Annotated in this window: 16 protein-coding genes and 2 tRNA genes; 9 read left to right on the top strand and 9 right to left on the bottom strand. The window is 58.9% G+C overall.

All coding sequences use genetic code 11. From position 1 onward, the window contains the following. Positions 1-227: 227 nt before the first annotated feature. The gene (locus ACZ2IA_RS14715) at positions 228-1,526 is read left to right on the top strand and encodes a nucleotide-binding domain-containing protein (RefSeq protein WP_470293340.1); all 1,299 of its coding nucleotides are present in this window, start codon (positions 228-230) and stop codon (positions 1,524-1,526) included. 5 nt (positions 1,527-1,531) lie between these two features. Further along, positions 1,532-2,107 (top strand): SLATT domain-containing protein, encoded by a 576-nt coding sequence (locus tag ACZ2IA_RS14710; protein WP_470293339.1) that lies wholly within the window; start codon positions 1,532-1,534, stop codon positions 2,105-2,107. Positions 2,108-2,199: 92 nt separating this feature from the next. Here the strand turns inward: ACZ2IA_RS14710 and ACZ2IA_RS14705 are convergent, their stop codons facing one another. The 3 genes from ACZ2IA_RS14705 to ACZ2IA_RS14695 form a co-directional block, all read right to left on the bottom strand. Beyond that, on the bottom strand, positions 2,200-2,379 hold the full coding sequence (locus ACZ2IA_RS14705) for an SDR family oxidoreductase (RefSeq protein WP_470293338.1): 180 nt from the start codon (positions 2,377-2,379) through the stop codon (positions 2,200-2,202). 149 nt (positions 2,380-2,528) lie between these two features. Further along, positions 2,529-2,603, bottom strand: a tRNA-Thr gene (locus ACZ2IA_RS14700). Between the two features lie 72 nt (positions 2,604-2,675). Then, positions 2,676-2,751, bottom strand: a tRNA-Asn gene (locus ACZ2IA_RS14695). A 221-nt stretch (positions 2,752-2,972) separates the two neighbouring features. Between ACZ2IA_RS14695 and ACZ2IA_RS14690 the strand changes: the two genes are divergently transcribed. Further along, the gene (locus tag ACZ2IA_RS14690) at positions 2,973-3,575 is read left to right on the top strand and encodes a phosphorylase family protein (protein WP_470293337.1); all 603 of its coding nucleotides are present in this window, start codon (positions 2,973-2,975) and stop codon (positions 3,573-3,575) included. 58 nt (positions 3,576-3,633) lie between these two features. Here the strand turns inward: ACZ2IA_RS14690 and ACZ2IA_RS14685 are convergent, their stop codons facing one another. Both ACZ2IA_RS14685 and ACZ2IA_RS14680 read right to left on the bottom strand, forming a co-directional pair. After that, complete coding sequence (locus tag ACZ2IA_RS14685; protein WP_470293336.1) at positions 3,634-4,314, bottom strand: glutathione S-transferase family protein; 681 nt, start codon at positions 4,312-4,314, stop codon at positions 3,634-3,636. A gap of 230 nt (positions 4,315-4,544) precedes the next feature. After that, a complete protein-coding gene (locus ACZ2IA_RS14680; protein WP_470293335.1) occupies positions 4,545-5,570 on the bottom strand; it encodes a patatin-like phospholipase family protein in 1,026 nt (341 codons plus the stop codon). A 359-nt stretch (positions 5,571-5,929) separates the two neighbouring features. Between ACZ2IA_RS14680 and ACZ2IA_RS14675 the strand changes: the two genes are divergently transcribed. The 4 genes from ACZ2IA_RS14675 (at position 5,930) to ACZ2IA_RS14660 (ending at position 8,271) form a co-directional block, all read left to right on the top strand. After that, complete coding sequence (locus tag ACZ2IA_RS14675) at positions 5,930-6,277, top strand: MTH938/NDUFAF3 family protein (protein WP_470293334.1); 348 nt, start codon at positions 5,930-5,932, stop codon at positions 6,275-6,277. Between the two features lie 263 nt (positions 6,278-6,540). After that, entirely contained in the window at positions 6,541-7,212 is a 672-nt protein-coding gene (locus tag ACZ2IA_RS14670; RefSeq protein ID WP_470293333.1) for a CsgG/HfaB family protein, read from the top strand. 26 nt (positions 7,213-7,238) lie between these two features. Beyond that, a complete protein-coding gene (locus ACZ2IA_RS14665; protein WP_470293332.1) occupies positions 7,239-7,610 on the top strand; it encodes a DUF4810 domain-containing protein in 372 nt (123 codons plus the stop codon). A 16-nt stretch (positions 7,611-7,626) separates the two neighbouring features. Further along, positions 7,627-8,271 carry a DUF799 domain-containing protein gene (locus ACZ2IA_RS14660; protein WP_470293342.1) on the top strand — a complete coding sequence of 215 codons (645 nt, stop codon included), beginning with the start codon at positions 7,627-7,629 and terminating at the stop codon, positions 8,269-8,271. Between the two features lie 294 nt (positions 8,272-8,565). Here the strand turns inward: ACZ2IA_RS14660 and ACZ2IA_RS14655 are convergent, their stop codons facing one another. From ACZ2IA_RS14655 to ACZ2IA_RS14645, 3 genes are all read right to left on the bottom strand, one after another. Then, entirely contained in the window at positions 8,566-9,321 is a 756-nt protein-coding gene (locus ACZ2IA_RS14655; protein ID WP_470293331.1) for a ferredoxin--NADP reductase, read from the bottom strand. Between the two features lie 124 nt (positions 9,322-9,445). Then, positions 9,446-9,955, bottom strand: coding sequence for a DUF1993 domain-containing protein (locus tag ACZ2IA_RS14650; RefSeq protein WP_470293330.1), 510 nt, complete (start codon positions 9,953-9,955; stop codon positions 9,446-9,448). A 177-nt stretch (positions 9,956-10,132) separates the two neighbouring features. Further along, entirely contained in the window at positions 10,133-11,035 is a 903-nt protein-coding gene (locus ACZ2IA_RS14645; protein WP_470293329.1) for a LysR family transcriptional regulator, read from the bottom strand. An 80-nt stretch (positions 11,036-11,115) separates the two neighbouring features. Between ACZ2IA_RS14645 and ACZ2IA_RS14640 the strand changes: the two genes are divergently transcribed. Further along, entirely contained in the window at positions 11,116-12,099 is a 984-nt protein-coding gene (locus ACZ2IA_RS14640; protein ID WP_470293328.1) for a quinone oxidoreductase family protein, read from the top strand. Positions 12,100-12,245: 146 nt separating this feature from the next. Here ACZ2IA_RS14640 and ACZ2IA_RS14635 read toward each other — a convergent pair whose 3' ends face one another. Next, entirely contained in the window at positions 12,246-13,025 is a 780-nt protein-coding gene (locus tag ACZ2IA_RS14635) for a COG4705 family protein (RefSeq protein ID WP_470293327.1), read from the bottom strand. A gap of 406 nt (positions 13,026-13,431) precedes the next feature. Between ACZ2IA_RS14635 and ACZ2IA_RS14630 the strand changes: the two genes are divergently transcribed. Then, positions 13,432-13,860, top strand: coding sequence for an acid-shock protein (locus ACZ2IA_RS14630; RefSeq protein WP_470293326.1), 429 nt, complete (start codon positions 13,432-13,434; stop codon positions 13,858-13,860). Positions 13,861-13,911: the final 51 nt, after the last annotated feature.

Here is a 13,911-nt window from a genome sequence, read left to right as displayed (position 1 = left end):
CGGAAGTACATCCGCCTGACTTTGGCAAACGTGGCCATGGTGATCACCTTAGGTTTCCCTGCTCGTTGAAGACGCTGGGATGGTTAGTCACCCTGGTCAATTTTCAATGAGCAAACCCTCGGTTATCTGGTCAATTTTCAGTGAGCGCCAACACTCGGTAGTACGAGGGCTTTTTTTCTGAAATAACCAAACTGATTATGTGATCCATTTCAATAAAGGGAGTGATCATGTCTGTATCGAGCATGTTTCAAGACTTTCTGAGTAATATCCAGATCGACAATGCGGTTGATATCAGCTACCGATATGGTGAGATCACTGCCAGCCTGAACCAAAAATTTCGCGGCACTGATTCAAAAACGGCTAATAGCCTACAGGTCGGCTCTTATGGTCGTTATACCGGTATCAAAGGTATATCTGATCTGGACATGCTCTACATCATGCCGAACAGCGAATGGGATAATTATAAAGGAGCTGGTGGCCAAACCAAGCTACTCAATGCCACAAGGGATGCAATCAAAGCTCGATACCCTAAAACGGATGTTCGGGTTGATCGATTGGTGGTTACAGTGACCTACACTAACTTCCACGTTGAAGTTCAGCCCGTCTTTGAAGCGTTTGATGCCAACGGCCAAAGTTACTTTAAATACCCTGATACGTACAATGGCGGCAGCTGGAAAATCACTAAGCCAAGGCAAGAAATTGCTGCCATGAAGGCGTTTGTAGATCAAAAAAACAAGAATCTTCGCAAACTCTGCAAGATGGCCAGAGCATGGAAAAACAAGCATGGCGTCGGAATGGGCGGGCTTTTAATTGATACGCTGGCATATAACTTCTTGAAGTCCACCGACGATTATGATGACAAGAGCTACACCTACTACGACTGGATGAGTCGCGACTTTTTCAAATATTTGATGGATCAGCCAAACCAAGATCACTATCAAGCCTTGGGTAGTGGTCAGGATGTTAAGGTAAAAAAACGCTTTCAAAAGCAAGCCGAAAAAGCTTATGAAGCCTGCCTAGCTGCTATTAACGCAGACGGAACTGATGCGGCTTACGCCAAGTGGAAAAAAATATACGGGCGACCATTTCCAGCTAAGCCTGCAATTGCAACAGAAAGTGCGAGTGCTAAATCTTGGAGTGACACAGAAGAGTTCGTTGAAGATCAGCATCCCGTAGATATTCGCTATGAAATCGATCTTGATTGTGATATTTCTAAAAATGGCTTCCGTGAGCACTCTTTGAGCTATCTGCTCTCACGGAATATAGCTTTGAAAGCTAATAAAAGTCTTAAATTCACCGCTGAGCCGTTGAATATTCCTCATCCATATACTTTGAAATGGAAGGTTCTTAATCGAGGCGCTGAGGCTCAACGACGAAATTGCATTCGTGGACAAATTCACATGGATTCTGGCAATTTCCAAAAAATTGAAACAAGTAACTTCAAAGGCGAGCATATTGTTGAGTGCTACGTTGTCAAAAATAACGTAGTTGTCGCCAGAAGCCGAATTGAAGTTCCAATTGAGTGATTATCATGGATAAAGACGATCTATTAAAACATATTGCACAAACTGCATACAACGTCGGCTTTGGTGCAAAAAAGAGCTTTGCCACCTATGACATCGTAGTTAAAATGCCGGGTTTGCTTAGTTTTATTTCGCTTGCATTTGGTGTTTATGCCTTGGTTTTTGAGGCTTTAAATGCAAAATTTTTCTCGGCCACTTTCATAATTATTGGGGTTAGTGGTATGTACATAACTTTTTATGATACCAAGAAGACTGAATATGCAAATACTGGTGTAAAACTAACAAAGTTATTTAATTCATTAAAAGTTTTGTATGGCAAGGTCAAGGCTGAAAAAGGCATTCTAGATTCGTACGTAACAGAGCTTGAGCGTTTTGAAATTGAATACAACGATATAAGCATGCATCACCAAATCATGTTCAGTAATTGGTATGCACACTATAAGTTTTTCTGGGAGCATCAGATTGATTGGATTGATGAGCAGTTGAAATTCAAACTTTTCAAGGACAAGATACCCTTATCTCTTATGTTTTGGATTGCTGCAGCATTAATCTTGTTTGCCTTTTTAATGTTCAAAATAAATTAAAGTAAAAAGGGGACAGATTTATTTCCCCACGGAGAAATCCAGTCCGCTTTGTCCGGAGTCGATCTGGTAGACGATGTGGCGGATCTGATTGGTCAGCTCTTTGACGGGGCGGGGATGGCTCCGAGGGGGACGCAGGTTTTGATGAGCCGGCCCCACCACTGGTAGTCGGCGCACAAGCCGGTGCGGCTGTGGCAGGTGATGTAGCCGAGCCGGTAGCTGATCAGCGGCAGGCCCTGGGCGGCGGCGAGATCGGCGATTTTTCCATCACCCACTACTGTGCAAATAGCAAGTAGGAGCGCCCGTTTGGGCCGAGTCCGCGATCGCACGGGCTCGCTGCCTATGGTGTCTTCATGCGCGCACGCAATGCGTCCCGGACGCGGACTGCGCGGGCTACGGTCAGTACAGGGTCAATACGAAGGCGTGGTGCCCATGGGCAGAATTGAACTGCCGACCTCTCCCTTACCAAGGGAGTGCTCTACCCCTGAGCTACATGGGCCTGTAAAGGCATTGGTGCGAGGAAGCATGACGGACTAGCTTGGGCGGCTGCCGCTTCCGGGCGCTGCTTGGATGGCTCCCCGACCTGGGCTCGAACCAGGGACCTACGGATTAACAGTCCGGCGCTCTACCGACTGAGCTATCGAGGAACAGAAGCAAAACAAGAGCGCGGATTATAACGACGTTCGCGTCGAGTACCAAATCCATTTTTGCGGGCCGCCGACTGCATCGGCGTGGTTGTCGATGGTCGCAATTTGGCCAACTTGTATCCCTCTCCATCGGCGCCTTTTACAGCCTGGTTGCAATACGCACGATGCTGCAGCACCCTCAATCCACTGATCTCTTTTTCCCGACCCCGGCCCGCCTACCCATGAACATCCTCGTCCTCTTCCCCACTAAGACCGAAGCGCAGTTCTTCCACCACCCCGCCGCCGAGGTGGCGTTCTGCGGGGTGGGGCTGACCGCCGCCGCCTGCGCCACCACTCGGCTGATCCTGGAGCGTCGGCCCGACGTGTTGGTCCTGGCCGGCATCGCCGGGGTGTATCCGGGTTCGCGCTACCAGATCGGCGACACCGTGCTGGTGGCGAGCGAGCGCGAGGCGGATCTGGGCTTTTTCACCCCGCAGGGTTTTCGCCATCTGGCCGAGTTGGAGCTCGACATGGATTTCGAGGTGAACGCGGTGCTGCACTGCCCGCATCTGCCGGCCGACCCGCCGTTGCCCTTGGCGCACAGCAACTCGCTGAACGCGGCGATCGCGCCGTTCGTGGCGACCGCCGGGATCGATGTGGAGAACATGGAGGGCGCGGCGTTCTTTCACGCTTGCCTTGCGGCCGGGCAGCGCTTCTTCGAGGTGCGGTCGATCTCCAACGAGGTGAAGCCGGAGCACGGCGATTGGGATTTCGACACCTCGATCCGTAATCTCGCCGAGGGGGTGAGCCGGCTGATCGACTACCTGCTGGCGCAGGCCGGCTAGCGATCGGCCAGACCGTTCGCGGACGTTTCGCCTATGGAACGCGTCCCTGTTCCCTGCATCAATCCATCAGGAACCTGTCCGGCATCGCTTCGCGATAGGGGAACAGGGGGAAGTACGGACGCGCCTCCCGCAATGTGCGCCGCATGGACGGGCGCGCCAGGAGCCGCTCGAAATAGGCGGACAGGTTCTGATGCTTCCGGTCGAACGGGTGCACGATCGACGCGTAGAACAGGCTCGGCGCCGCGGAACAATCCGCAATCGTGAAATGCTCGCCTATGGCCCACGTCTTCCCGGCGGTTTGCGCGTCGATCATCGCGTAGGCGGTCTCCAGCGACGCATGCGCGTCGGCCACCCCTTTGGGGTCCCTGGCGTCCTCGGGCCGGATGCGGTCGACGACGATCTTCTGCACCGGGACACTCACGTAAAGATCGAAGAACCGATCCCAAAGCCGGGCGTCGATTTGTTGGTCGGGATCGTCCGGCAGCAGTCGAACCGGGCCGGGATAGTGCCGCTGCACGTATTCGATGATGATGCTCGTTTCCGGCACGGCCCGGTCGCGCGCCGCATCGTAGAGAACGGGAATCTTGCCCACCGGCCATTTCGCCCGCAGCTGCGCGGCCGACTCCGGGTCCATGAGATCGACCGTCACGGGCTGGAACGCGACATCGTTCTCGTAGAACGCGATGAGGACCTTGTGACAGAAGGACGCAAGCGGGTGGAGATAGAGGGTCAGGCTCATGGTCGGCTCCGATGGATTCCATTCGAGTAGGTATAGCAGAAAGCCTCCGGATGGGCGCCAGCTAGCGTTTCTTCGCGCGAACACCCGATCGGCGCGCCCGGTGCCGCCTGCGCTATCCCCCGCCTGATCAACGCATCGCCAGGCGCTGCTCCCGGACTCGCCTGAAAGGCTCCTCCAGTCTAAGCGGCTGTCTGCGGCGCGCCCTCGCTAACCGCACCGGGACGGCGTGCTCAGAGGAACAGCGCGGCCAGGTCGACCGACGAGCGCCGCCCCAGATGATCGAAATGGGCCGCGAGCCAGGCCCGCGCCTGTTCGCGCCCGAGGTCGCGCAGGTTCTCGAGGAAGGGCAGGTGCGCGGCCAGCTTGGTTTCGCTCGCCAGCCGGCGCATGAAGTCCTGAGCGTCGATCAGGTGGAACTTCGAGCGCACGATGCGCCGCTCCAGGCGGCCGAGCGGCAGCCCCATCTGCCGGGCGAACGCCTGCAGCCGCGCGAACGCGCGCATCTCGTGCAGGAAGCTCGCGCTGAAGGCGAGCTCCTGCGCCCGGTCGCGGATCTCCTCGGCGCTGCGCGGGGTGTCCTGGTGCTCTAGCGGCGTCAGCAACACCAGCATGATGTCGTCGCTGCGGCACTCGTAGAACAGCGGGAACACCGATGGGTTGGCGGCGTAGGCGCCGTCCCAGTACGGCTCGCCGTCGATCTCGATAGCATGGTGCAGGGTCGGCAGGCAGGCCGACGCGAGCAGGGCGTCGGCCGTCAGCTCGCGGTTGCGGAACAGGCGCAGCTTGCCGCTGTTGGCATGGGTGGCGGCGACGAACAGCCGGACCGGGCTCTCGGCGCGCAGGCGCTCGAAGTCGATCTGCGCGGTGACGATGTCGCGCAGTGGGTTGTGGTCGAAAGGGTTGAGCTGATAGGGCGAGAAATACTGCGACCACTGCCGCAACAGCTTGAGCGCCGGCGCCTGCGTGACGCTCTCCGCGTCCAGGCCGAAGGCCAGGTCGAAAGGCAGGCTGGCCGAAACCGCGTGCCAGAAGCGGGACAAGGACTCGCGGGCGCCGTCCCGGCCGCCCCGCTGCAGGCCGTCGGCCAGCAACACCGCGTTCATCGCGCCGGCGCTGGTCCCGCTGACGCCGTCGAACTCGACGCGGCCGTCCTCGAGCAGATGGTCGAGCACGCCCCAGGTGAACGCCCCGTGAGCCCCGCCGCCTTGCAAGGCGAGGCTGACCGAACGTTGCTTACGCCAACCGAGCATCTTCATGGACTTCCCCCTGTTCCAGAAGCCGATCGACACCACCGCGGGCGGTGGGTGGATCGGAATGGGCCGGTGTCTGCCTCCGAAACGTTCCCCTTATGGATTCGGGCCGGATGTCTGCATCCTGTCCGGACCAGTGTCCACAAGGTCTGGGCAGACCGTCAATCATTGTGGGGGATGAATGTGACGCGCCGGCGGCGCGTCTTACCGCGCGGCCAGCCAAAAATGGCTGGGCCTTTGTGTTTTGCATGGACCCCAAAGCTCGTCAGACAAAGGTCGGGAACGCGATGACGGCGGCCATACTTAAAGAGTCGGATGATCGCTTCAATGGATGTCGACGCCGATACCTTGGTGAGGAGATGAGCATGCGCTTCGAAGCATTTTCGTTTGGTTCCATCCGCATCGATGGGGTCACGTATCCGCATGATGTGGTGATCGACCGTGGCCAGGTCCGCAAGCGCAAGAAGAAGCCGTCGAAGCCGTTCCGCGAGGCGTTCGGCCACACGCCGCTGTCGCTTGCGGAGGAGATCCCCTGGCAATGCCGGCGGCTGGTGATCGGCACCGGCAGCGGGGCGTTGCCGGTGATGGAAGAGGTGGTGTGCGAGGCCCAGCGCCGGCAGGTCGAATTGGTCATCGTGCCGACCGCGGAAGCGATCGCGACGCTGACAGAACAACCTGACGAGACCAACGCGATCCTGCATCTGACGTGCTAGATGTTGCATTGACTTTGTTTCATCCCATCTTGAACGCCTCCGCAGCACCTACAGACATGATCGGGTGGGTGCTGTGCGTCGGCGTCCTGCTTCTTTAGACGACGGACACTCACGGCCATCACCCTCTCCCCCCACGGCATCCCGCTCCCTCCGTCGTTTCTGCCATAGCCGCTTTTCGCAAGCGTATTAGCCTGTCATGGACGGCTCGCGTATGATATTGGGTTTTTTACTCCCCGAATGGGGTGACATTTGGAGACCGATACGTGAAACAAACAATCCCACTGCTTGCCACTGTGGCATTGCTGTCAACGTTGGGGGGATGTGCGACCGAGAGCTCCCGCTCCCTGCCGGCACAGAAGGTTGAAAGTGCGAGCAAGCCCTATGCCGGCGCACGGACCCTGATTGCGGTTGGTAAGTTCGACAACCGCTCCAGTTACATGCGCGGCATTTTTTCCGATGGCGTTGATCGTCTGGGCGGGCAGGCCAAGACCATCCTGATCACCCACATGCAGCAGACCAACCGCTTCAACGTCCTGGACCGGGACAATCTGGGTGAAATCAAGCAGGAAGCCGCGATCAAGAAACAGGCCCAGGCACTCAAGGGGGCGGATTACGTCGTGACCGGCGATGTGACCGAGTTTGGTCGCAAGGAGGTGGGTGACCATCAGCTGTTCGGCATTCTGGGCCGCGGCAAGTCGCAAACCGCCTATGCCAAAGTCAACCTGAACATTGTCAACATCGTGACTTCCGAGGTGGTGTACTCCAGCCAGGGCGCGGGCGAATACAGCCTGTCCAACCGCGAAATCATCGGTTTCGGCGGTACGGCCAGCTACGACTCGACCCTGAACGGCAAGGTGCTCGACCTGGCGATTCGCGAGGCCGTCAATAATATGGTCGCGGCCATCGATTCTGGTGCCTGGCAACCGGGCAAATAACGATAACTAGCAACATTAAAAACAACATGAAGAAGAACAGATTTTCAGAACGGCGTATTTTGACATTGGCCCTGCTGGGCAGTGCCCTGCTGGCCGGGTGCAGTACCGCGCCCAAGACCCTCTACCAATGGGAGGGCTATCAGCCGCAGGTGTACGAATACTTCAAGGGACAGGGTACGGAAGAGCAGATCACGATTCTTGAGAAGGATTTGCAGAAGATTCGAGCGAAAGGGAATATGCCGCCACCAGGCTATCACGCTCACCTTGGCCTGTTGTATTCCGCTATCGGCAAAGGTGATCAGGTGGTGCAAGAATTCCAGACGGAGAAAGAACTGTACCCGGAATCGTCGGCCTACATGGATTTTCTGCTGAAAAAATTCAAGAAGCGCGAGGGTTGAGATGTTGAAAAAGATTCTGAAGCGGCTGGTTTGCTTGTCGGTGGTCATTCTGGCCGCAGGGTGTGCCGCGCCCAAAAACTATGATTACTCGGCCTTCAAGCAAAGCCGTCCGCGCTCGATCCTGGTGCTGCCGCCGTTGAACGAATCGCCGGATGTCAAAGCGACCTACAGCATGCTGTCGCAAATGACATACCCACTGGCCGAGGCCGGCTATTATGTGCTGCCGGTTACGCTGGCCGACGAAACGTTCAAGCAGAACGGCCTCACCACCGCCGGGGACATCCACGCGGTGGCGCCGGCCAAGCTGAAGGAAATCTTCGGCGCCGACGCCGCGCTGTACGTGACGGTATCCAAATACGGGACGACCTATACCGTGTTTGACAGCGTAACGACGGTATCGGCCAATGCCAAGCTGCTCGATCTGAAAACCGGTGAAACGCTGTGGACGGGCTCTGCTTCCGCCTCAAACAATGAAGGCGGCAACAATTCCAACGGCGGTTTGATCGGCGTGCTGGTTGCGGCGGCCATCAAGCAGATCGTCAATAATGTCAGCGATGCCGGCCATTCAATTGCAGGTGTCACCAGCCAGCGCCTGCTGGCTGCAGGTCGGCCGAACGGCATTCTTTACGGTCCGCACTCGCCGGTATACGGAACAGATTGACCGCAGGTCGATCATGCCAAAGGCCGGCATGATCATGTAAATCTGCAAAATTTTCAGATAGCCAACGAAAATGCCAGTCAGCTTACCTGACTGGCATTTCTTTTAAACGAAGCAAGCAATTCGGCTGGATTGAGCTGGGTCTGTCTCGCGCCTATGTGTTGGGTCCCGGACGTTTGATTACAACGATTTCCAGCGTTCCTGACCGACGAGTTGCCGTTTCAGGCTGGTCATGACAGGCGACCGATTGCTTGTTCAACGAGGTTTGGTGATCGGGTCTGAGGCAAGATCAACCGTTTACCAGTATTTCTCGAACAGCATGTTGCCGGCTAACCCACGGCGGCAGGGAGAAAAATTCCGCTCGTTAAGCATTTTCCGCATGTCTACCGTAAAGTCCGGATTGCCGCACACCATGATTCGGTCGCGTTCGGCATTGATCGGGGAAAGGCCGAGTTGGTTTTCCAGCTGGCCGGTTTCGATTAGTACCGGGATGCGATCCGCTAGCCGTCCAGAATCGGGCTCGCGGGTGACGACCGGGATGTAATGGAATTGGCCATCCGACTGCTGCTGCATGGCTGTCAGCTCCTGGTCGTAAGCCAGCTCGACCCGCTGGCGGGCGCTGTAAACCAAGACTATCCGTTGATACTTGGTGAAGATGCTGCCTTCTCTCAGCAGGGATACGTATGGCCCGACACCGGTGCCGGTTGCCAGTAGCCATAGCACCTCACCTTGAGACAGGCTCTCTTCCAGGAAGAACCCCATGGGGTTTCGGTCGATCAGGATCGAAGCATTGATCGGCAATTCCGCAAGCAAGGGCGTCAGCTTTCCTTCCGGGATGATGGTGAGCAGAAATTCCAGTTGGGGCTGGTCGGTAGACGACACAATCGAATAAGGCCGCCAGACGGGCCTGTCGAAGCACGGCAGGCTCAGACGGGCGTAGTGCCCGGGTCGGAACAGGTAGTCGCTGGGACGGGTGGTGGTGATTGAGAATGTCTGCTCTGACCAGTAGTGAATCGCCGTCACGGTCTCCAGATGGCTGGCGCCGATATCCATTCCATTTCCTCCCTGCTAATGCATCGCCCTCGCCTTGCTGGACCAGCCATCAGCCTGACCAAGTGGCTCATGGCTTGAGCAACGGCCCACTCGGGGCCGTCTCCCTCTTCCAAGAGGAAAGGGTTTAGTACGCCCCCATATAGTCACGCTTACCCACTTCCACCCCGTTGTGGCGCAGGATCGCGTATAGGGTGGTGACATGGAAGAAGAACTGCGGCAGCCCGTAGTTCAGCAGGTAAGCCTGGCCGGTGAATTTCCGCTCTTTTGGCGTGCCCGGGCGCGTAATGATTTCACGCTCTTCGTTGCCGTCAATTTGTGCCGGCGTGAAGCCGTCGACGAAAGCCAGGGTCTTGCTGATCAGCGCTTGCAGGTCCGCAAACGTCTGTTCGTTGTCCTCGTACTTGGGCACTTCTACGCCGGCAAGCCGTGCCGATACGCCACGGGCAAAGTCGGCGGCAATCTGCACCTGGCGAATCAACGGGAACATATCGGGAAACAGGCGGGCTTGCAGCAGTGCGTTCGGGTCGATGTTCTTCGCCGCGGCATGCTCTTCGGTCTTGGCCAGAATAGCGCTCACGCTGTTCAGCATTTGCTTGAAGACGGGCACGGAGGTGGCGTACAGGGAAATGGTCATGGGGCTTCCTTGGGGAGTGTGGCGTGAGTGTCGTGGTCAGGATTATAGGCAGGAACGGCCGAGGCTCGGCATCGGTGTCGCCCTCACACCGGCGTCATTGCCGCGAAGGCGGGGCTGGCCGCCAAGCCGTTGGCACGTCGGCCGAGGTGACGCGGCCCGGTCTCGGTCGTTAGCTTCTCATGCCAGCCGGTCGGCGTGCTCCTGTATCACTGCCGCAATCAGTTCGGCGATGAGCTGTACGCGGGGCGAGCGCCGCACGTCGGGATGCACTGCCAGCCAGATGTCTCGCTGCATCGGCGCGACCGCCCCATCCAGTGCGATCAGGTCCGGATCGTTTCTGGCGATGAAGTGCGGCAACACGGTCACGCCCAGCCCAGCGCGGCAGGCCTGATGCAAGGTGGCGAAGTCGTTGGCGACCAGCAAGCACGGCGCCCCGCCGGCGTATTCGGCCAACCATGCCTGCTGCGGCCCGCCTTGCAGGGATTCGCCATAGCCGAGAAACGCCCATTCGGCACGGGGTATCTGCTGCCAGCGGCGGCTCCCGTACAGTCCGTAGCCCATGCTCCCCAGGCGGCGGGCAACCAGGCCGGGGGCGTCCGGGCGCGAGAGCCGGATGGCCAGATCGGCATCGCGACGATGCAGATTGGCGGCGCGCACTTCCCCCACCAGATCCAGCACGATGCCGGGCCAGCGATGGCGCTGCGCCGCCAGCAGCGGCATCAGGAACTGGCTGGTCAACACCGGCGGTGCGGACAGCCGGACGGTGCCTTGCATGGCGGTCATGCTCTGGGCGGCGCGGCTGAACGCGAGCGCTTCGGCTTCGAGGCGTTGCGCGGGCTCCAGCAACGCGCTGCCTTCGTCCGTCAGTTGCCAACTGCGCTGCAGACGGTCGAACAGGCGCAAGCCTATCCTCGCCTCCAGCGCGCCGACCCGACGTGCCACCGTGGAGTGCTCGACCGCCAATGAGCGCGCGGCGGCGGACAGGCTGCCCAGCCGGGCCAAAGCAAGAAAATAGCGCACGTCGTCCCACGCGAGTTCATCCGGGCGCGCAGCCGCCCGCTCTTCTGTCGAATTTTGCACAATCACTGGGCCGATATTGGGAATTCCGGTTGATTCTGCACAAGGCTATCGTGGCTGTACATCGTCAACGGAGCAAAATCATGAGCCAGCCATTCACCCGCGCCATCCGCATCGCCGAGCCCGGCGACCCGTCTGTCCTCCAGGCCGCAACGATCCCGCTGCCGCCGCTCGCACCGAATGCGGTCCGGCTGCGTCAGAGCGCGGTCGGGGTCAATTTCGTCGACATCTACCAGCGCAATGGTTTCTACCCGGTGCCGCTGCCGGTGGTCCTGGGCGTGGAAGGCGCCGGCGTGATCGAGGAAGTCGGCAGCGCCGTCACCGCCTTCACCATCGGCCAGCGGGTTGCCTGGGCCGGAGCATCCGTCGGCGGTTATACGGGCGTGCTCGACTTGCCGGCAGACCGGGCGATCGCCCTGCCCGATTCGGTGGCCAGCGATGTCGCGGGCGGCAGCCTGCTGCGTGGCATCACCGTCTATATGCTGCTCCAGCAGGTGTGGCAGTTGACGCCGGGCCAGACGGTCTTGGTGCACGGTGCCGCGGGCGGGCTCGGCCTGCTGCTGATCCAGTGGGCCAAGGCGCTGGGCGCGCGTGTGATCGGCACCGTCAGCGGCCCGGACAAGGCGGCGCTGGCCTATGCCCGCGGGCTGGACCGGGCGGTGGATTACCGGCAGGAGGATTTTGTCGCGGCGGTGCAGGACTATGCCGGCAAGGGCGGGGCAGACCTGGTGATCGACGGAATCGGCGGCGAGACGCTACTGCGCAGCATTGCCGCCGCGCGGCCGGGCGGCATGGTGGCGAGCATCGGCTGGGTGTCCGGGGCCGGGGAGCCCGCCGAGGCCGGCGAGATCGCGGCAGCCCGCGGAGTCACGCTGACGCGGCCCAGCGTGCTCGGCTTCATGGCCGACCCGCAGCACTACCATGCCGGGGCGCAGGCCACGCTGGCGCGGCTCGCCTCCGGCCTGGTCGTCGATATTGCGGCACGCTTGCCGCTCGAGCAGGCGAGTGAAGCGCACCGGCGTCTGGAGGCCGGCGAAGTGCGCGGCGCCTTATTGCTGGAACCCTGAGCGGCGGTTTGCCCGACCGGCTTGGGCCCGGACCTGCTCGTCCCGGCCCAGTCGGGGTGACTATCGCGGCAGGAAGAACCGTTTGAGGCGTCCGTTCTGGCCGGCAATAGTCCCTGACCAGGACGGACGACTGGCGCATCTCACCGTTAATTCTGGGGGGCGAGCGACTTCTTTTGGCTAATGGACAAATACGATACCAAGCCGAGGATGGTCGCGAGGAAGATCGCACTCGTACCTACGGTCCCCAAGCCTAAACCGCCGTTGCTAGCGGGTTGCGACAGGAGGTCGCCGCACGACGCGCCAAACGGCCGGGTAAGCACGTAGGCAATCCAGAACGCTGCGATCGCGTTGGCTTTGAAGGCGTAATGGCCAATGGTGACGGCACCGATCAGAGCAATAAAGATCAGCGCAGAGGTCGCGTAACCTAGGTGCAAACCTTCTGCGACAAGGTCACCCGCCGCCGTACCCAAGGCAAACGTGAACAGGATGGCCGCCCAGTAAAAGAACTCGCGTTTGGTGGTGTAAATGGTGTGAATGGACAGGGTTTTTTCGCTGGCATACCAACCCGCAAACGTCGCCAACAGTGCCACGCTAAACACGGTGGTGGTCGTTTCCAGTGTCACATCAAAGTGATCCACCAGATTGTCGGTAATGAGCGTCCCGAAAATACTGATGAGGACGACGGTGATCCAGTAAACCCACGGGACGTATTTCTTGGACCGAATCTGAGCGAACAGCGCAATCAGAAGCAACACCCCCATTATTATGGAGGTGCCGGTCAGGCCGAAATTCAGATTGAATGAAAGAAAATCGGCGGCCGTTTCTCCGACGGTCGTGGCCATGATTTTGATTATCCAGAAGAAAATCGTGACTTCTGGAACCTTGTTCAGCATTCGCGCGTTGCTTTCACTCAGAGCAGTGTTCATAGGGTTTTCTCCTGACAGGATCAATGGGGGTACGAGATGGCAGGGCTCACTCTGGTCGGCGAAGCTTAAGAGGAGCTTATGATCTCATCTCACCCCCAACCGCCAGGGCTGTTCCGTTCTAGAGCAGCGCCTTGAAGCGTAGTAAGCGGTTGAATTGATAGCGTTTTTAGAAGGGTGCCTGAGCGATGTTGGCTTTGTGGTTGAAGCGCAACAGCTGAACGTCCAACGGCGGAAACTGGCCAAGATGGCGGTGGAATAAGGCAGCTGCCCCCTGTCGAACACAGCGTTACATCTCCTCACATTTGGTGAACAGACGGGCGGGGTCGGGCTTCGTAGTATTCATCTCAAGGACGCGCCGAACCAGACGCCACACCGATACGAAACCAAACGACTGAGGAATACCATCATGAAAAAACTGACCCTGATCGCCCTGTCCGCTGTGTTTGGTCTGGCTTCGGCTGCCGGCTTCGCCGCTGATGCCAAACCGGCCACCGCCGTTAAAGTAGCCGCTTCGGCCCCGGCCGCGGCTTCCGCCCCGGCCGCCAAGCACCACCACAAGAAGGCGCACAAGCATCACGCCAAGAAGGCCGCTTCGGCCCCGGCGGCTCAGAAGGCCCAGGCCGCCAAGGCCAACGCTTCGGCTCCGGCGGCTTCCGCCCCGGCTGCCAAGAAGCACCACAAGGCCACCAAGCACATCCACAAGGCCACCCCGAAGAAAGCCGCTTCGGCTCCGGCGCAGAAAGCCCAAGCCGCCAAGCACCACAAGGCGACCAAGTCGCACAAGCACAGCCACAAGGCTAGCGCCAAGAAGCCGGCCGCTTCCGCCGCCAAGTAAGCTGATGGCTCGGAGCCTGGGGCTCCCCCATGACGCCGCTACCGTATTGGC

It is taken from the genome of Crenobacter sp. CS_VA4, from assembly GCF_055597485.1.
This window is presented reverse-complemented; position numbering and strand designations above follow the sequence as displayed.